The sequence below is a fragment of the Buttiauxella noackiae ATCC 51607 genome (assembly GCF_001654865.1).
GTDB classification, from domain to species: Bacteria; Pseudomonadota; Gammaproteobacteria; order Enterobacterales; family Enterobacteriaceae; genus Buttiauxella; species Buttiauxella noackiae.
The window spans coordinates 1-18,022 of sequence record NZ_LXEO01000068.1 but is presented as its reverse complement, the minus strand read 5'-3'; the positions used below and the strand labels follow the sequence as shown (position 1 = coordinate 18,022).

17 protein-coding genes and 1 tRNA gene are annotated in these 18,022 nt (G+C 49.9%); 13 read left to right on the top strand and 5 right to left on the bottom strand.

From position 1 onward, the window contains the following. Positions 1-215 precede the first annotated feature (215 nt). Genes leuA through leuD form a run of 4 tightly spaced genes read left to right on the top strand, consistent with a single transcriptional unit; the run spans position 216 to position 4,900 of the window. On the top strand, positions 216-1,787 hold the full coding sequence (gene leuA, locus M979_RS21040) for a 2-isopropylmalate synthase (protein WP_064556280.1): 1,572 nt from the start codon (positions 216-218) through the stop codon (positions 1,785-1,787). 1 nt (position 1,788) lies between these two features. Then, complete coding sequence (leuB, locus tag M979_RS21035) at positions 1,789-2,880, top strand: 3-isopropylmalate dehydrogenase (RefSeq protein ID WP_064556279.1); 1,092 nt, start codon at positions 1,789-1,791, stop codon at positions 2,878-2,880. Positions 2,881-2,882: 2 nt separating this feature from the next. Beyond that, the gene (gene leuC, locus M979_RS21030; RefSeq protein WP_034460964.1) at positions 2,883-4,283 is read left to right on the top strand and encodes a 3-isopropylmalate dehydratase large subunit; all 1,401 of its coding nucleotides are present in this window, start codon (positions 2,883-2,885) and stop codon (positions 4,281-4,283) included. 11 nt (positions 4,284-4,294) lie between these two features. After that, positions 4,295-4,900 carry a 3-isopropylmalate dehydratase small subunit gene (gene leuD / locus M979_RS21025; RefSeq protein WP_034460965.1) on the top strand — a complete coding sequence of 202 codons (606 nt, stop codon included), beginning with the start codon at positions 4,295-4,297 and terminating at the stop codon, positions 4,898-4,900. Positions 4,901-5,139: 239 nt separating this feature from the next. Here leuD and M979_RS21020 read toward each other — a convergent pair whose 3' ends face one another. The 3 genes from M979_RS21020 to trmB are packed head-to-tail and all read right to left on the bottom strand — an operon-like array spanning position 5,140 to position 6,956. Then, positions 5,140-5,856 (bottom strand): YggN family protein, encoded by a 717-nt coding sequence (locus M979_RS21020; RefSeq protein WP_064556278.1) that lies wholly within the window; start codon positions 5,854-5,856, stop codon positions 5,140-5,142. 54 nt (positions 5,857-5,910) lie between these two features. Next, positions 5,911-6,237, bottom strand: a complete 327-nt coding sequence (locus M979_RS21015; RefSeq protein WP_064556277.1) for a YggL family protein — start codon at positions 6,235-6,237, stop codon at positions 5,911-5,913. After that, complete coding sequence (trmB, locus tag M979_RS21010) at positions 6,237-6,956, bottom strand: tRNA (guanosine(46)-N7)-methyltransferase TrmB (RefSeq protein ID WP_034460969.1); 720 nt, start codon at positions 6,954-6,956, stop codon at positions 6,237-6,239. The genes M979_RS21015 and trmB overlap by 1 nt, the downstream gene beginning before the upstream one ends. 278 nt (positions 6,957-7,234) lie before the next feature. On the opposite strand from trmB, the gene mutY reads away from it, so the two are divergent. The 4 genes from mutY (at position 7,235) to M979_RS20990 (ending at position 11,426) form a co-directional block, all read left to right on the top strand. Beyond that, positions 7,235-8,320: an A/G-specific adenine glycosylase gene (mutY, locus tag M979_RS21005; protein WP_064556276.1), complete on the top strand. Its 1,086-nt coding sequence runs from the start codon at positions 7,235-7,237 to the stop codon at positions 8,318-8,320. A gap of 2 nt (positions 8,321-8,322) precedes the next feature. After that, positions 8,323-8,595 carry an oxidative damage protection protein gene (locus tag M979_RS21000; protein ID WP_034460971.1) on the top strand — a complete coding sequence of 91 codons (273 nt, stop codon included), beginning with the start codon at positions 8,323-8,325 and terminating at the stop codon, positions 8,593-8,595. A gap of 245 nt (positions 8,596-8,840) precedes the next feature. After that, on the top strand, positions 8,841-9,917 hold the full coding sequence (gene mltC, locus M979_RS20995; RefSeq protein WP_064556275.1) for a membrane-bound lytic murein transglycosylase MltC: 1,077 nt from the start codon (positions 8,841-8,843) through the stop codon (positions 9,915-9,917). Between the two features lie 255 nt (positions 9,918-10,172). Continuing rightward, positions 10,173-11,426: a nucleoside permease gene (locus tag M979_RS20990; protein ID WP_034460974.1), complete on the top strand. Its 1,254-nt coding sequence runs from the start codon at positions 10,173-10,175 to the stop codon at positions 11,424-11,426. A 44-nt stretch (positions 11,427-11,470) separates the two neighbouring features. Here M979_RS20990 and M979_RS20985 read toward each other — a convergent pair whose 3' ends face one another. After that, a complete protein-coding gene (locus tag M979_RS20985) occupies positions 11,471-13,609 on the bottom strand; it encodes an ornithine decarboxylase (protein WP_034460975.1) in 2,139 nt (712 codons plus the stop codon). Positions 13,610-14,045: 436 nt separating this feature from the next. Between M979_RS20985 and M979_RS20980 the strand changes: the two genes are divergently transcribed. Further along, positions 14,046-14,121: transfer RNA gene (locus M979_RS20980), tRNA-Phe, on the top strand. 669 nt (positions 14,122-14,790) lie between these two features. Here the strand turns inward: M979_RS20980 and M979_RS20975 are convergent. After that, the gene (locus tag M979_RS20975; protein WP_064556274.1) at positions 14,791-15,132 is read right to left on the bottom strand and encodes a TehB family protein; all 342 of its coding nucleotides are present in this window, start codon (positions 15,130-15,132) and stop codon (positions 14,791-14,793) included. Positions 15,133-15,606: 474 nt separating this feature from the next. Here M979_RS20975 and M979_RS20970 point away from each other — a divergent pair, with 474 nt between their 5' ends. From M979_RS20970 to M979_RS20955, 4 genes are all read left to right on the top strand, one after another. Then, on the top strand, positions 15,607-16,038 hold the full coding sequence (locus M979_RS20970; RefSeq protein ID WP_064556273.1) for a PPC domain-containing DNA-binding protein: 432 nt from the start codon (positions 15,607-15,609) through the stop codon (positions 16,036-16,038). Positions 16,039-16,070: 32 nt separating this feature from the next. After that, positions 16,071-16,649 carry an ECF transporter S component gene (locus M979_RS20965; protein ID WP_034460977.1) on the top strand — a complete coding sequence of 193 codons (579 nt, stop codon included), beginning with the start codon at positions 16,071-16,073 and terminating at the stop codon, positions 16,647-16,649. Continuing rightward, positions 16,649-17,359 (top strand): energy-coupling factor transporter transmembrane component T, encoded by a 711-nt coding sequence (locus M979_RS20960; RefSeq protein WP_034460978.1) that lies wholly within the window; start codon positions 16,649-16,651, stop codon positions 17,357-17,359. Before M979_RS20965 ends, M979_RS20960 begins: the two co-directional genes overlap by 1 nt. Then, the coding region (locus M979_RS20955; protein ID WP_064556272.1) for an ATP-binding cassette domain-containing protein at positions 17,344-18,022 on the top strand (679 nt) is incomplete at its 3' end. The genes M979_RS20960 and M979_RS20955, both read left to right, overlap by 16 nt.

Genomic DNA, 18,022 nt, shown 5'->3' with positions numbered 1-18,022 from the left:
TACCAATAAATGCATAACGAATTCACTTGGGGCTTGAAAACATGATTCGCACCATTCGCCTACTAGGTCTACTACTAAACGCAACTTCTTTGCGCGGTAGGCTGGTGGGCGAAATCGAACGTTGATTCAAGCCATCAGACAGAAAAAACCCGCGCCACTGCGCGGGTTTTTTTATGCTCGTAGCAAGGGCCCCTAAGACGAGAAAGGACCACAACATGAGCCAACAAGTCATTATTTTCGATACTACTTTGCGTGATGGTGAGCAGGCATTACAGGCAAGTCTGAGTGTAAAAGAGAAGCTGCAAATTGCGATGGCGCTGGAACGTATGGGTGTTGACGTAATGGAAGTTGGTTTCCCGATTTCATCTCCTGGCGACTTCGAATCTGTACAAACCATCGCTCGCAATATCAAAAATAGCCGTGTGTGTGGCCTCGCTCGCTGTGTTGATAAAGATATTGATGTTGCTGCTGAAGCGTTGAAGATTGCTGAAGCATTCCGAATTCATGTGTTTCTGGCCACGTCCACCATGCACATTGAAACCAAATTACGCAGCACCTTCGATGATGTGTTAGCTCGCGCAGTCAATTCTGTTAAACGCGCCCGTAACTACACTGACGACGTAGAGTTCTCATGTGAAGATGCAGGCCGTACTCCAATCGATAACCTGTGCCGTATAGTAGAAGCCGCCATTGGCGCAGGCGCTACAACTATCAACATTCCAGACACCGTGGGTTACACCACACCGGTACAGTTCGGCGGCATTATTCAGACTTTGTATAATCGCGTCCCTAACATTGATAAAGCTATTATCTCCGTTCACTGCCACGACGATCTGGGCATGGCAACAGGTAACTCTATCGCTGCAATTCAGGCGGGTGCTCGTCAGGTTGAAGGTACACTGAACGGTATCGGCGAACGTGCCGGTAACACCGCGCTGGAAGAAGTCATCATGGCGATTAAAGTACGCGGCCAAATGTTAGACGTGCATACCAATATCAATCACCATGAAATTTACCGCACCAGCCAGATCGTCAGCCAGCTGTGCAACATGCCAATCCCTGCCAACAAAGCCATCGTCGGCTCCAATGCTTTCGCTCACTCCTCCGGTATTCACCAGGATGGCGTGCTGAAAAACCGCGAAAACTACGAAATCATGACCCCGGAAACTATTGGTCTGAATCAGGTGCAGTTGAACCTGACATCCCGTTCTGGTCGCGCGGCTGTGAAACACCGCATGGAAGAGATGGGCTATAAAGAGGACGATTACAACCTGGACTCTTTGTACGACGCTTTCCTGAAACTGGCCGACAAAAAAGGGCAGGTCTTTGACTACGATTTGGAAGCGCTGGCGTTCATCGGCAAGCAACAAGAAGAGCCAGAACACTTCCGCATGGAATACTTCAACGTGCAGTCGGGCTCAAGTGTGATTTCAACCGCTTCTGTCCAGTTGCAATGCGGTGAAAAAACGCAGTCTGAAGCAGCAACAGGCAACGGCCCGGTCGATGCGGTCTACCAGGCGATTAACCGCATCACCAATTACGATGTCGAATTAGTGAAATATCAGCTGTCCGCGAAAGGTCAGGGTAAAGATGCTCTGGGTCAGGTAGATATTGTTGTGACTCATAAAGGCCGCCGCTTCCATGGCGTAGGACTTGCGACCGATATCGTAGAATCTTCAGCGAAAGCGATGATAAATGTGCTGAACAACATCTGGCGCGCAGGCATCGTCGAAAAAGAATTGCAACGCAAAGCTCATAATAAAGAAAATAATCAGGAAACCGTGTGACATGTCAAAAACTCATCATATAGCAGTATTGCCGGGGGACGGCATTGGCCCAGAAGTTATGGCTCAGGCGTTGAAAGTGCTGGATGCAGTTCGTACGCGCTTCGATATGCGTATTACCACCAGTCAATATGACGTGGGTGGGATTGCCATCGACCGTCACGGCAACCCATTGCCACCGGTTACCGTTGAAGGCTGCGAGCAGGCTGATGCCATTCTGTTCGGCTCCGTAGGCGGCCCGAAATGGGAGCATCTGCCGCCGGTTGAACAACCTGAACGTGGCGCATTACTGCCGCTGCGCAAGCACTTTAAATTATTCAGCAACCTGCGCCCTGCCCGCTTGTATAAAGGCCTGGAAGAATTTTGCCCACTGCGCGCAGATATCGCCGCTAACGGTTTCGACATTCTGTGTGTGCGTGAATTGACTGGCGGAATCTACTTCGGCCAGCCGAAAGGTCGCGAAGGCTCCGGTATGCACGAAAAAGCTTTTGATACTGAAGTTTATTACCGCTTCGAGATCGAACGTATCGCGCGTATAGCTTTCGAGTCCGCCCGCAAACGCCGGAACATCGTCACCTCGATTGATAAAGCTAACGTACTGCAATCTTCGGTAATGTGGCGCCAAATCGTTAATGAAATCGCCAACGAATACCCGGACGTCACGCTGACGCACATGTACATCGACAACGCCACCATGCAGTTGATTAAAGACCCGTCTCAGTTTGACGTGTTGCTGTGCTCCAACCTGTTTGGCGATATTCTGTCTGACGAGTGCGCAATGATCACCGGCTCTATGGGCATGTTGCCCTCTGCAAGCCTGAACGAGCAAGGTTTTGGCCTGTATGAACCTGCGGGCGGCTCCGCGCCAGATATTGCAGGTAAAAATATTGCTAACCCAATTGCGCAAATCCTGTCTCTGGCTCTGTTATTGCGCTACAGCCTGGACGCTGAAGAGGCCGCTTTGGCCATCGAAAACGCTATCAACATTGCGCTGGAAGAAGGTTTCCGTACCGGCGATTTGGCTCGCGATGGCAATGCAATCAGCACCGACGAAATGGGCGATACCATTGCTCGCTTCGTGGCAGAGGGGAAATAATCATGGCGAAGACGTTATATCAGAAGTTGTACGATGCCCACGTCGTTTACGAAGCAGTGGATGAAACGCCACTGCTGTATATCGACCGTCATCTGGTTCACGAAGTGACCTCCCCGCAGGCGTTTGATGGCCTGCGTGCGCACAAGCGCCCGGTACGTCAGCCAGGCAAAACCTTTGCCACCATGGACCACAACGTTTCTACGCAGACTAAAGACATCAACGCTTCTGGCGAAATGGCCCGCATTCAAATGCAAGAGTTGATGAAGAACTGCAAAGAGTTCGGCGTTGAACTGTATGACCTTAACCACCCATTCCAGGGTATTGTCCACGTGATGGGCCCTGAGCAAGGCATTACATTGCCTGGCATGACCATTGTTTGTGGCGACTCCCATACCGCGACCCACGGCGCATTTGGCGCACTGGCATTCGGTATCGGTACTTCAGAAGTTGAACATGTTCTGGCAACGCAAACCCTGAAACAGGGTCGTGCGAAAACCATGAAGATTGAAGTGACCGGCACCGCCGCACCAGGTATTACAGCCAAAGACATTGTGCTGGCGATTATTGGCAAAACCGGTAGCGCTGGCGGCACCGGGCATGTGGTGGAATTCTGTGGTAGCGCAATTCAGGCGCTGTCGATGGAAGGCCGCATGACGCTGTGCAACATGGCAATCGAAATGGGGGCCAAAGCCGGTATTGTGGCGCCAGACCAAACCACCTTCGACTACGTAAAAGGCCGTCTGCATGCACCAAAAGCCGCCGAGTGGGATGATGCAGTGGCATACTGGAAAACCTTCAGCACCGACGAAGGCGCTCACTTCGACACTATTGTCACGCTGGATGCAGCTGAAATCGCCCCCCAAGTTACCTGGGGCACAAATCCAGGCCAGGTAATTTCCGTTACCGAAAACATCCCGAATCCAGAATCCTTCGCTGACCCCGTCGAACGTGCTTCTGCCGAGAAAGCATTGGCCTATATGGGCCTGAAACCCGGTATTCCGTTAACCGAAGTCGCTATCGACAAAGTATTTATCGGTTCATGCACCAACTCGCGCATTGAAGATTTACGTGCTGCGGCGCAAATTGCCAAAGGCCGTAAAGTGGCACCAGGCGTGCAGGCGTTAGTGGTTCCGGGTTCCGGTCCGGTAAAAGCGCAGGCGGAAGCTGAAGGCCTGGATAAGATTTTCATCGAAGCCGGCTTTGAATGGCGCTTGCCTGGCTGCTCAATGTGCCTTGCGATGAACAACGACCGCCTGGAGCCAGGCGAACGTTGCGCCTCCACCAGCAACCGCAACTTTGAAGGCCGCCAGGGCCGCGGTGGCCGTACGCACCTGGTTAGCCCGGCAATGGCAGCGGCCGCCGCTGTATCCGGTCACTTTGCTGACATCCGCACGTTGAAATAAGGGAAAACACCATGGCAGAGAAATTTATCCAACATACCGGCCTGGTCGTTCCGCTGGATGCCGCAAACGTTGATACCGACGCAATTATTCCTAAGCAGTTTTTGCAGAAAGTCACACGCACCGGTTTTGGCGCTCATTTGTTTAACGACTGGCGTTTCCTGGATGATGCAGGGCAAAAGCCAAACCCTGAGTTCGTGCTGAACTTCCCGGAGTTTAAAGGTGCCTCTATTTTGCTGGCGCGTGAAAACTTCGGCTGTGGCTCTTCACGTGAACACGCTCCGTGGGCTTTAACCGATTACGGTTTTAAAGTGGTTATCGCACCAAGCTTTGCAGATATTTTCTACGGTAACTCATTCAACAACCAGCTGCTGCCAGTGACGTTGAGCGAAGAAGAAGTCGATGAGCTGTTCAAACTGGTTGCAGCAAATCCAGGGATTAAGTTTGTAGTCGATCTGGAAGCGCAAACCGTGATTGCGGGTGAGAAAAGCTATTCATTTAATATCGATACTTTCCGCCGCCACTGCATGTTAGAAGGGCTGGATAGTATCGGCCTGACGCTGCAACACGAAGGTTCTATTTCTGCTTACGAGCAGAAACAACCGGCGTTTATGCGTTAAGTATCATGGCGGGTGAAGCCCAAACTTCACCCACAATTTAATACCCTAAATAATTCGAGTTGCAGGTAGGCGGCAAGGGAGGGACAAATCTGTCAGGAACAGATTTGAACAGCGCTTGCGCTGGCCCGAAGTGTGAGCCTCATGGACGAGGCTCATAATCCCCAGGAGCTTACTTTAGTAAGTGACTGGGGTGAGTGAGTGCAGCCAACACCCCTGCAGCTTGAAGTATGACGGGTATTTTACTTAAGAGTTTCAACCAGTCCCTTCCGCTGCCCTTCCAGCGTCACCACTTTGCTACAAACGTCGCGGCCAAACTGCTCGAAATCTTTTTCCTGATTTTTCCACTCATTCTGAACTGCGGTCTGCAAACCACCGAGGCTACCGAGCACGTTTTGCAGCGGATTACCGCCACCTTTGAGAACGGCTTTGGCCCCCATCTCATTGATACTGTCCTGAAGGATGCCGCCCATCGCCTGATTTACCAGTTGTTGCCCATCGGCACGCACCTGATCAATCGCTTTGTAATGGAAGGTTAAGCCATCCTGACGCGTTTCAATGATGCGGTTCATCTGCTCTTTAAGCTGCGCGTCGAGTTTGGTCAGACGCCCACGCATACTGCTGCTCTCACCGGCTTGCTGAGCGATGATTTTATCCAGCGCGACACGCCCTTTTTCAACACGGGTCAATGCACCGTTGTTGATCCACGGGAGATCGCTACGCAGTGCTTTCTGGTAATTCACTGCCAATTGGCGCTGAGTTGCGTTTAATGTGTGCGACTTGCCATTAAATTTCAGGCTGCCATCGGGGGCAATAACCAGATTGCCATTCTCACCCACAACCTGAACGGACTGCGGATTAATAACCACGTCATCGCGAGGCGTGACGCTACATTTATAGTCTGCCTGCGCCTGCATCGCGGTTAGCAGCAGAACGCCCATCAGAGCCTTACGAATCATAGTTACTCCTGAAAAAAAGGGCCGGTTTTCACCAGCCCATTTGTACTATTTCAATCAATCCCACCAGACATCAAACAAATCGCTGGTGCGAACGTCTTCTACCTTGTGATCTTCAAGCCATTTGCGCACCAGAGCCTGATGCTCTTCGGTACATTTGCCAATTTCCTGCAGGCAGATTAAGCCTTCCCAGGATAGGTGGCCACCACCATCAAAGGCCAAACCATTCTTATCAATAACTTCGTCAATAAATGCATCAACGGTTTTATCGATTTGTTCTTCGGAGGTGCCTTCCGGGAAACGCCATGCAACAGAGAACCCCAACTCCTGGAACTCATCAATGTGCATTTTCTTACGCAAACGACGGCTACGATTAATTGCCATTACTTTACCCTCTCGAACATTAAGTCCCATACGCCGTGACCAAGACGATGGCCACGTTGTTCAAATTTGGTCACCGGACGTGAATCCGGGCGCGGTACGTAGTCGTTAGTCTCTGACTGGTTTTTATAACCATCAATAGAGGACATCACTTCGAGCATGTGTTCTGCATAAGGTTCCCAGTCGGTTGCCATATGGAACACACCACCCAGTTTCAGTTTGCTTTTTACCAGTTCGGCAAACGGCACTTGAACGATACGGCGCTTATTATGACGCGCTTTGTGCCACGGATCAGGGAAAAAGAGCTGAACCATGGATAAAGAATTGTCAGGAACCATTTTTTGCAACACTTCGACCGCATCGTGACACATCACACGCAGGTTCTCGACACCTTCTTCGTGAGCCGTCGCGAGGCATGCACCAACGCCCGGTGAATGCACTTCTATACCCAAAAAGTTCTGCTGTGGATTAGCCTTTGCCATTGCAACCAACGACGTACCCATGCCGAAACCAATTTCCAGGGTGACTGGCGCTTCGCGGCCAAACAGCTCGGTAAAATCAACAGGCGCGTCTTGATATTCAACGCCCATCACCGGCCAGTAGTTTTCCAGCGCGAACTCCTGCCCTTTAGTCAGGCGGCCCTGGCGGCGTACAAAACTACGAATCCGGCGCATTGCGCGGCCTTCTTCATTAAATTCCGGTGAGATGACGTCATTTTTCATGGTGTTCAGGCTTAGAGTTAGTATTTGGGGAACGGGCATTATCCAAAGTTAATGATGAGAAGCAAGCACCAGAAAGTTCCGGTTTACAGCACGGAGTCGTCTGTGCTGGAATCAGCCCCCTATACCCAAGTTACTTCAAGATGCAGGTAGGCGGCAATCGAGTGAACCCCGATAAGCTTACTTGAGTAAGTGATTCGGGTGAACGAGAGCAGCCAACACCCCTGCATATTGAAGGGTGACGGGTATAATTCACACATTTATCGGATGGCCTGGCAACAATGACACAAGCGCCGCAATTCTCCCACCAGGTTCTCGACTGGTACCAAAAATACGGGCGCAAGACACTGCCATGGCAACTCGAAAAAACGCCTTATAAAGTATGGCTGTCTGAGGTGATGTTGCAACAAACGCAAGTTGCTACCGTCATTCCTTACTTTGAGCGTTTTATGGAGCGCTTCCCGACTGTCACAGATCTCGCCAACGCGCCTCTTGATGAAGTACTGCATTTGTGGACTGGACTGGGGTACTACGCCCGCGCCCGTAACCTACATAAAGCTGCGCAAATGGTGGCGAACCAGCATAGCGGCAAGTTCCCGGAAACTTTTGAAGAAGTGGCCGCATTGCCGGGCGTTGGCCGCTCGACTGCGGGTGCGATTCTTTCCCTGTCACTCGGTAAACACTTCCCGATTCTCGATGGCAACGTAAAACGCGTGCTTGCACGTTGTTATGCCATTGAAGGCTGGCCGGGTAAAAAAGATGTTGAGAAGAAGCTGTGGGATATAGCCGAGCAGGTCACGCCAGCGCAAGGCGTGAGCCAGTTTAACCAGGCAATGATGGATCTTGGAGCGATGGTTTGTACCCGCTCGAAACCAAAATGCGAACTTTGCCCGGTGAATAATATCTGCGTGGCCTATGCCAATAACAGTTGGGCCAGTTATCCAGGTAAGAAGCCTAAAGTCACCATACCGGAACGCACCGGCTATTTACTGATGATGCAGCACCAGGACAGCGTACTGCTTGCCCAGCGCCCACCGGTTGGTCTGTGGGGTGGTTTGTACTGCTTCCCACAGTTCACAACCGAAAAGGAGCTGCGCGACTGGCTGGCACAACACCAGCTTCCAGCAGATAATCTCACGCAATTAACCGCCTTCCGCCATACATTCAGCCACTTCCATTTGGACATTGTTCCAATGTGGCTCCCAGTGCCTTCATTCAGTGGGTGCATGGATGAAGGAACCGCTCTCTGGTATAACTTAGCGCAGCCACCGTCCGTAGGACTGGCCGCCCCTGTAGAGCGATTATTACAGCAATTGCACGCCGAGCCGGTAGTCGTAAAAGCGCCCCGAGCCGTTGAAGAGGAATAATGATGAGCAGAACTATTTTTTGTACTTACCTACAACGTGACGCAGAAGGCCAGGATTTCCAACTTTATCCAGGCGAACTAGGCAAACGTATTTATAACGAAATCTCTAAAGAAGCATGGGCGTTGTGGCAGGCAAAGCAAACCATGCTGATCAACGAACGTAAAATGAGCATGATGAATCCAGAGCATCGCAAAGAGCTGGAAGCTGAAATGGTCAATTTCCTGTTCGAAGGCAAAGAAGTCCACATCGAAGGCTACACGCCGCCAGAAAAATAAAAATACAGGGTCACTCACCCTTATATACCCAGAATAATTTAAGTTGCAGGACAAAAGGCTTCAGCCTTTTGAGCAGCGCTTGCGCTGGTCCCTTGGGGCGAGGCTACGCCGAGTAACGCGGCAGAATACAAATCTCCCGGAACTTACTAAAGTGAGTGACCGGGATTTTTGAGTGCAGCCAGCACTCCTGCAACTTGAAATATGACGGGTACAAACCACATCAAGCACAACGCATACACTGAACGATGAAAAAATTTCTCGCGCTAGCTCTGGTTGTTCCGTTGCTCATCTCATGTTCGAGCAAAAAAGATGATTCCTATAACGAGGCTTTTGTTAAGGACACTAATGGTTTCGATATTTTGATGGGGCAATTTGCTCACAACATCGAAAATATCTGGGGCATGAAGGAAGTGTTGATTGCAGGACCCAAAGACTACGTAAAATATACCGATCAATATTTGACCCGTAGCCATATCAACTTTGACGACGGTACGATTACCATTGAAACCATTGCTGGCACAGATCCTGCGGCGCACTTGCGCCAGGCGATCATCACCACTTTGCTGATGGGTGACGATCCTGGCTCTATCGATCTTTATTCCGATGCCAACGATGTGTTGATCTCCAAACAACCGTTCCTGTATGGCCAGGTGGTTGATAACACCGGCCAGGCGATTCGCTGGGAAGGCCGCGCTGCCAAATTTGCTGACTATCTGCTGCAAACTCGTCTGAAAAGCCGCAGTACCGGGCTTAAAATTGTTTATAGCGTGACTATCAATCTGGTACCAAACCACCTTGATAAACGTGCTCATAAATATATCGGCATGGTGCGTAAAGCATCGAAGAAATACGGCGTCGATGAATCGTTGATTCTGGCCATTATGCAGACTGAATCAAGCTTCAACCCGTACGCAGTCAGCCACGCAGACGCCCTGGGGCTGATGCAGGTTGTACAGCACAGCGCCGGGGTTGATGTATTTAAATCACAAGGGAAATGGGGCAAGCCAAGCCGCAGCTATTTGTTTGATCCTGAAAGCAATATCGATACGGGCACAGCTTATCTCGCCATTCTACAAAACAGCTATCTGAGTGGCATTGATAATCCGACATCGCGTCGTTACGCAATGATAACGGCTTACAACGGCGGTGCAGGCAGCGTGTTACGCGTGTTCAACAGCGACAAAACCCGTGCCTTCAACATTATCAACAGCATGGAACCTGGGGATGTCTACCAGACTCTGACCACGCGCCACCCTTCTGCAGAATCACGTAATTATCTCTACAAAGTGAACACCGCGCAGAAGAGTTACCGCCGACGCTAATTCTGATGCTTGTCATATCTCCCACCCGTCGTTTCTACGGTGGGAGATATCGCTCCTCCCCCGTTTTATCGCCAGATCGCGCAAAAAGTGTAACCGAAATCACTATTCTCGAATGCAATTTGAGGATGTTTTCATTTATTTGCTGAATGTACCAAAAATTACTTCACGGCACTGCTAATGTTACTTTCATAACATATTTCATGTCATATGTTAGAAACGAAACATTCAATACCAAAATCCTGTGAGGAAATTTACATGAACCTTAAGCTGCAGCTAAAAATACTTTCGTTTCTGCAGTTCTGCCTGTGGGGGAGTTGGCTCACCACGCTCGGCTCCTATATGTTCGTCACCCTTAAGTTTGATGGCGCAGCCATCGGCGCGGTGTACAGTTCGTTAGGTATCGCTGCGGTATTCATGCCGACGTTACTCGGCATTATTGCGGACAAATGGATTAGTGCACGCTGGCTCTACGCGGCTTGCCATATCGTTGGCGCCATCACCTTGTATTTCGCCGCACAGGTCACAACACCAGGCGCGATGTTCATCGTTATTCTGCTGAACTCCCTGGCCTATATGCCAACGCTTGGGCTGGTGAACACCATCTCTTACTATCGCCTGCAATCAGCGGGAATGGATATTGTCAGGGACTTCCCGCCAATCCGTATCTGGGGAACCATTGGCTTTATCTTCGCCATGTGGGGCGTGAGCTTCTCAGGTTTTGAATTAAGTCATATGCAGCTTTATATCGGCGCAACGCTGTCAGTCGTTTTAGCCCTGTTCACTCTAACGCTACCGCACATCCCGGTTGCTAACGCGCAGAAAAACCAGAGCTGGACTTCAATGCTTGGGCTGGATGCCTTCGCCTTATTTAAAAACAAGCGCATGGCTATTTTCTTCATCTTCTCGATGCTGTTAGGTGCCGAACTGCAAATTACCAATATGTTTGGTAACACCTTCCTGCACAGTTTTGACCAAAACCCGCTGTTCGCCAGCAGCTTTATTGTCGAACACGCATCTGTGCTGATGTCGATTTCGCAGATTTCCGAAACAGTATTTATCCTGACGATTCCGTTCTTCCTGATTCGTTACGGCATTAAAAACGTGATGCTTATCAGTATCGTAGCGTGGATGTTGCGCTTTGGTCTGTTTGCCTTTGGCGACCCGTCACCAATGGGCACCGTGTTACTGGTACTGTCGATGATCGTCTACGGTTGCGCCTTCGACTTCTTCAACATTTCCGGTTCAGTATTTGTTGAAAAAGAGGTGAGACCAGAAATCCGTGCCAGTGCACAGGGCATGTTCCTGATGATGACAAACGGTTTTGGTTGCATCCTGGGTGGGATTGTCAGCGGTAAAGTGGTGGAGAATTTCACTACAGCAGGGATTACCGATTGGCAGACCGTATGGCTGATTTTCGCCGGTTATTCACTGGTACTGGCCTTCGCCTTTGTGGCACTGTTCAAATACAAACACGTCAGAACGCCAGTTGCTGCCCAGCCTGTGGTTTGATCGTGAACATTCCCCGTTTCGAAACTGAAACGGGGAGTTTTTTATTACGCCTTAACCATATATCCGTAAAGGCGCTTAATCCCATCCGCATCTGTTTCGCTATAAACACCCTGCAACTCCGGCGAGAAGCCCGGCAGCATGTTCACGCCTTCCTCGAGCGCCAGGAAATAACGCAGCGCAGCACTTCCCCAGACTTCGCCTGGCACCACGCAAAGCACACCTGGTGGATACGGCAACGCTCCCTCCGCTGCAATGCGCCCTTCTGACTGGCTCAGACGCACCAGTTCCACATTGCCGCGAATAAACTCGCTGTTTGCATCCTGCGGGTTCATGGCAACGGCAGGGAAGCTGGCTTTGCGGAACATCGCTTTTTGCAGATCCTTCACTTCAAAGCTGACGTAAAGATCGTGCATCTCCTGACAAAGTTGACGCAGCGTGTAGCCTTTATAGCGTTGGGAATACTTCTGATAGATAGTCGGCAGTACGTCCACCAGCGGCGTATCATCTTCAATATGCTGTTCAAATTGCGCCAGCATCGCGACCAGATTCGCCATCTTCTCCACGCTTTCCGCAGGCGTCAGCAGGAATAGAATCGAGTTGAGATCTGCTTTTTCGGGGACAATACCGTTTTCACGCAGGTAGTTTGCGAGGATCGCCGCAGGCACACCAAAGTCCGTATATTGCCCTGTTTGAGGATCGATCCCCGGCGTAGTCAGCAGCAGCTTGCAAGGATCAACAAAGTATTCATCCTGCGCATACCCTTCAAAACCGTGCCACTTTTCACCCGGCTCAAAGCTGAAGAAACGGCGCTCCTGAGCAATTGCTGTTGTTGGGTGATCCTGCCACGGCCTACCCGCAACCACTGGTGGAATAAAGGGTTTAATCATCTTGCAGTTAGCGATGATCGCTTTACGCGCTTCAATCCCCAGATCGACACATTCAGCCCACAGGCGGCGGCCACTCTCCCCTTCGTGAATTTTCGCATTCACATCAAGAGCGGCAAACAGCGGGTAGAAAGGGCTGGTTGAAGCATGCAGCATGAAAGCATTGTTCAAACGCTTATGCGGACAAAAACGCGCTTGCCCACGCAGATGGTTATCTTTCTTGTGGATCTGCGACGTTTGCGAGAATCCAGCCTGCTGTTTATGCACCGATTGCGTAACAAAAATGCCAGGATCGTTTTCGTTCAGATCCAAGAGCAGCGGCGAGCAATCAGCCATCATCGGGATGAATTGCTCATAGCCGACCCATGCTGAATCAAACAAAATGTAATCGCAAAGATGGCCGATATTATCCACGACCTGACGCGCGTTATAAACCGTGCCGTCATAAGTACCGAGCTGGATAATTGCAAGGCGGAATGGGCGTTTTTGCTGAGCACGTTCCGGTGCAACTTCTGCAATCAATTCACGCAGATACTTTTCATCAAAGCAGTGCGCATCAATTCCGCCGATAAAACCAAATGGGTTGCGAGACGCCTCCAGATAAACCGGTGTCGCCCCCGCCTGAATCAATGCGCCGTGGTGGTTTGATTTATGGTTATTGCGATCGAACAGGACCAAATCGCCACGGGTTAGCAGCGCATTCGTCACGACTTTGTTTGCAGCCGACGTACCGTTTAAAACGAAGTACGTTTTATCGGCATTAAATACTTTGGCAGCAAACTTCTGCGCATGTTTGGCCGATCCTTCATGGATCAACAAATCGCCTAGTTTAACGTCCGCATTGCACATATCAGCACGGAATAGATTTTCGCCAAAGAAATCATAGAACTGGCGCCCTGCCGGGTGTTTTTTGAAAAACTCACCATGCTGGTGACCCGGGCAGGCAAAAGTGCTGTTTTCCATCGCGACATATTTCGTTAACGTATCGAAAAATGGCGGCAGCAAGCTTTCTTCATAATCGACAGCGGCGGTTTCCAGTTCCAGATAATCCTGCGCTTTGCCAGTTATCAGTCCCGTGATCCCTTCTTGCTCGCCTGACCATTCATCAGCCGCTAAAAAAACAGGAATCGAAAAGCCCGTGCGTTTGAGCAGCGCCAGAATGCCGCTGCGACTATCCGCGACAGAAAGCACAACAGCGGCGACATCAGTGAAGTCTGTACTATCGAGCGCAACCACTTCACGATGCGTGGACACAGTTGCAACCACATCGTGGCTGGCGGCAATTTTTAAAGATTTCATATGCACAAATCCCAGAGTTCAAGGATGAGTGAGTGCCATGTGGCACAGCAAAGGGAGCATTCCCCGGCGAATGTGTCTTGATGGTCTGCAGGATGATACCCACTCCGACCGCCAGACATCAGTAAAACCAGGCATCGCCTGATTTTACTGATGTCCTACAGCGAGCGTGCGTTGTCCTCACCGCATGGTGTGCAAGGGTCTTCGGGTGAGTGCAGAAAGGTGAACGAGCGCTGTCGAAAGATGTCGGTAAACAGTGACTATAAACATCAATAAGCGTCCCGTTTCAGATGTGTGAAATTTCGCGCAATCATGGCACCTTCTGACCTGTGGTTCAAGACAGCGCTGTTACCTGGAGCACATTATTCGTGCAAACGCACGGCTTATTAACACAAAACCGTTGACGCCAAACGGCCTTTACGGTTTAATGCGCCCCGTTGCCCGGATAGCTCAGTCGGTAGAGCAGGGGATTGAAAATCCCCGTGTCCTTGGTTCGATTCCGAGTCCGGGCACCACTATTTAGAAGAACCCGCCTATGGCGGGTTTTTTGCTATTGGAGATTTGGATTCTTCATCGAACTTCGTTCGATGACTCGTCGCCTCCCTGCGACTCGCCCTGCGGGCCAGCGCAAGCGCTGTTCAAAAACGTTCCCGACGTTTTTAGTCCAAGTCCGGCACCACTATTTAAAGAAACCAGCCTACGAGCTGGTTTTTGCTTTTAGATAACTGAATACTGGCAGCGTAAAGCCTCACCTAAACCTGGATTTAGCTAATAATCTTTAATCTGATAGAAGTAGTACATATATATGGCCGACAACCACGGGTTCCTTCAATACATGCAATTGATGCCTGTTTATTCTGATAACGACGTCGCCAAAGGATCCAGCAAAGTGGTTTTCCTGCAGTAATATTCGTCTCAATAGCGACAGTCTTCATGACAATATCTCTATGAATTAATTTGCTGATGAGGGATCAGCTAGCAGATCCTGGTTTATGGTTGGGTAAAATGGTGCTTCGCACAAAAGGTATTCTTGATATTCAGCAACGTTCAGCAGGAGTTGCTCTCCACAGAGTTCCTGTTCACCATAGTCGACACGGGCTGAAAACTTCCTGAAGAAATTTATCATGATAGTTTCACACTATTTGGAATCGACTCCCCTATTAATGAATAAGGGAGCATCAGGTTTATGCTTTTTTAGCGCTATAAACTTCATCACCGGAGAAAGACGGTTCGGCCCAGAAATTGATATTAAACTGTGCGTCGTCGGTCATCTCGATACGGTGCCAGTACTGCGGCGGGCTGGTCGCGAAGCAACCTGCATTAATCACTACTTTTACTTCATGCTCTGTCGCTTCTTCATTAGCAAAGCCGTAGTAAGTAACGGTCCCTTCCATCACACAAAGCTGCCCAAAAATACCGGCAGAGGTGTTGTGATGGCTCAGGAGCGCAGCAGGGACGTTATCTTTAGTAAAAAAAGGCGTTGAACGTTTAATCGTCCAGTTTTCAGGGATTCTGTGATGGCTCATAAGTTACCTCCGGCTTTAAACATGCATTTAAAATACATGTTTAATTTTTGGCTGTAAAGCATTGTTGATAATAAATCTCATTATCAACAAACGTAGTAATAGCGCCGAATAGCAATCAGAAAATGGGGGCAACGCAAAGCGGCATAATTCACAGTGAAAATCTCTTGGTATGTACAAGGCTACTGCTTGTAATTTAGCCATGAGAAACGACATATGAGTTTTGAAATTCCTATCTCTTTGGTTCGATTACTCGTACTGATTCAGCCTCGAACCTATGCCAGTTTTAGCTGATATATGTCATATACATTGGCTAAATCACTCCCTATTATGTGCCTTAACGTCCGAGGTTCGGAGTTAACTGGAATTAATTACCCTCCTGAAGTACATCCTGCCTGTCTGACGCCACTAAACTCTCTACTGAACGTAGAGCTTTATTTTTCTGTATCTCAAAATCTTGGTTTAGAGGATCTCACTGTGGTGACATCTACGCCATCAACGGCACGTTTTTATGCTTTGCGTCTCATACCACAACAAGAATTGCTCAGTGCGTTACGCGATTTTATTCGCTTACACGGGTTACATGCTGCATGGATAAGCGGTTGCGTCGGTAGCCTGAGCGAAGTGGCTTTTCGCTATGCCGGGCGCGAAGAAACGACCTTATTGAGCGGAAAATTTGAGGTGGTGTCGCTTATTGGCACGCTTGAAGAAGGTGGCGAACATCTGCACTTATCGGTAGCCGATAAAAATGGGCAGATGACAGGTGGCCATGTGATGGACGGCTGCCTGGTTCGCACCACTCTTGAGCTGGTGATTGGGGAATTGAACGATCTTTCATTTAACCGACAACCTTGTGCGCTTTCGGGATATGACGAACTGAGTGTCACACCACGTCATACCCAGAACTAATAGGTCATTCTTCTTTTATCTTTGGGGTACTTATGGCACGTAAAAGGTTGTCCAGTCAGACACTGGTTTTGATTGTTATTTCTATCGCTATCAACATGATTGCAGGTCAGTTAGTGTCGATGCTGAAATTGCCAATTTTTCTAGACTCAATCGGGACATTGCTCAGTGCGGTTCTCGCCGGTCCGATTATCGGCATGTTGGCAGGGTTACTGACCAATATTATTTGGGGATTATTAACCGATCCGATTGCAGCGGCATTTGCTCCAGTAGCCATGGTCATTGGCCTGGTTGCGGGTTTACTGGCGCGCGCAGGCTGGTTCCGTTCACTGCCAAAAGTGATTGTCAGCGGCGTGGTGATCACGCTGGCTGTGACCATCATCGCCGTACCGATCCGCACCTATCTGTTTGGTGGAGTCACCGGTAGTGGCGCTGACTTCTTTGTCGCATATGTGCATTCAATGGGTAATGACCTGATTGAGTCGGTGGCAATGACCGTTCTGGGCGCCAATCTGGTAGATAAAATAGTCACGGCGATTCTCGTCTGGTTGCTGGTACGCAATATGCCGCAACGGACTTTACGTAACTTCCCTGCAATGGCAGCCGTCCGCTAATGCATCCTTTTACCTCCCTGACCATTTGGGTGGTACTCGGCATCAGCAGCTTGCTGATGCCGCTGGGTTATCCCCTTCTGTCTTACAGCCTGGCGATGTTCCTCGCGCTCATTGTGATGAAAAGTACCCGTCACCGCTGGCGTTATGTGGTGTGGGTAATGCTACCGATGGCTGGAGGTCTGTGGCTGGTGCACAGCGGCTGGTTGGCGTGGTGGTTACACGGTGAAGCTCGTGATAATCATCAACTACTGAGAGCGGTAGCCTTATGGTTGCGGCTGCTGGCATTGCTTAGTAGTGGACAAATTTTGCTGCAGTTTGTGCCAGCACAACGCATTATTCGCGCACTTTTTGCCAGTAGATTGCCGCCTGGAATGACCTATTTGCTTGCCGGGCCACTGCTGATTGTCGAACAATTACGCGCGCAACTCGCGGCAATTTACGAAGCACAACTTGCTCGCGGTGTACCGCTTGATGGCCGCTGGTATCAACGCCTGCGTTATATTCCGGCACTGCTGATGCCGCTGACTCACAGTGCCTTAAATGATTTAACGGCGCGGAGTTCTGCGCTAGATATGCGTGCGTTCCGCCTGCATCCGAAGCGCACCACTCTATGGGCACCACCTGATAGCGCGTTGCAACGTGTTATTCGCTACGTCCTGCTGTTGATTATGGTGCTGGAAACAGGAGTCTGGTTATGGCTGTGGCACTGAACGCATTGAGTTTTACTCCACAAGGCAGCCGAGGTTGGCAACTACAAGAGATCAATCTGCACTGTTCTACTCCGGGAATCTATGGCATCTGCGGTGGTAATGGCAGTGGAAAAACCACTCTTGCACAGTTAATAGCCGGTTATTTTCCTGATTTCTTGCCCGGTGATTTACTGGGCGAAGGGCGAGTACTGGATGCACCAATAGGCTCACGATCGCTGGTTGAAATGGCCCAACAAGTGCAATTAATTCAGCAAGCACCGCAATTACAATTGTCAGGATGTACCTTCACTGTCGAAGAAGAGATAGCTTTCGGCCCGGAAAATCTTTGCCTAAGTGAGGCTGAGATTATGGATCGCATCGATCAGGCCCTGATCTTTACCGATTGCCATGCCTTGCGGGCTCGCCATCCGGCAACCCTTTCAGGTGGTGAAACACAGCGCGTAGTAATAGCCTGTGCACTGGCGATGCATCCAAAGCTGTTATTACTTGATGAAGCGTTTAGCCGCCTGACACCACAAGCAACTACCACTTTATTTCAACGGCTGGTGACTTACGCCCAGCAGCAACAGTGCATCATCATACTTTTTGAACGCTCACTGGCGCATATTGGGGCGGAATGCCAGCAAACCTGGACACTCTCTGAGGGGCGATTATCGGTATGTT

Coding starts and splice junctions, on each gene's coding strand:
- leuD (WP_034460965.1), top strand. CDS start 4,295: ATGGCAGAGAAATTTATCCAACATACCGGCCTGGTCGTTCCGCTGGAT.
- leuB (WP_064556279.1), top strand. CDS start 1,789: ATGTCAAAAACTCATCATATAGCAGTATTGCCGGGGGACGGCATTGGC.
- M979_RS20975 (WP_064556274.1), bottom strand. CDS start 15,132: ATGAGCCATCACAGAATCCCTGAAAACTGGACGATTAAACGTTCAACG.
- M979_RS21020 (WP_064556278.1), bottom strand. CDS start 5,856: ATGATTCGTAAGGCTCTGATGGGCGTTCTGCTGCTAACCGCGATGCAG.
- trmB (WP_034460969.1), bottom strand. CDS start 6,956: ATGAAAAATGACGTCATCTCACCGGAATTTAATGAAGAAGGCCGCGCA.
- M979_RS21000 (WP_034460971.1), top strand. CDS start 8,323: ATGAGCAGAACTATTTTTTGTACTTACCTACAACGTGACGCAGAAGGC.
- M979_RS20985 (WP_034460975.1), bottom strand. CDS start 13,609: ATGAAATCTTTAAAAATTGCCGCCAGCCACGATGTGGTTGCAACTGTG.
- mltC (WP_064556275.1), top strand. CDS start 8,841: ATGAAAAAATTTCTCGCGCTAGCTCTGGTTGTTCCGTTGCTCATCTCA.
- M979_RS20960 (WP_034460978.1), top strand. CDS start 16,649: ATGCATCCTTTTACCTCCCTGACCATTTGGGTGGTACTCGGCATCAGC.
- M979_RS20990 (WP_034460974.1), top strand. CDS start 10,173: ATGAACCTTAAGCTGCAGCTAAAAATACTTTCGTTTCTGCAGTTCTGC.
- M979_RS21015 (WP_064556277.1), bottom strand. CDS start 6,237: ATGGCAATTAATCGTAGCCGTCGTTTGCGTAAGAAAATGCACATTGAT.
- leuA (WP_064556280.1), top strand. CDS start 216: ATGAGCCAACAAGTCATTATTTTCGATACTACTTTGCGTGATGGTGAG.
- M979_RS20965 (WP_034460977.1), top strand. CDS start 16,071: ATGGCACGTAAAAGGTTGTCCAGTCAGACACTGGTTTTGATTGTTATT.
- mutY (WP_064556276.1), top strand. CDS start 7,235: ATGACACAAGCGCCGCAATTCTCCCACCAGGTTCTCGACTGGTACCAA.
- leuC (WP_034460964.1), top strand. CDS start 2,883: ATGGCGAAGACGTTATATCAGAAGTTGTACGATGCCCACGTCGTTTAC.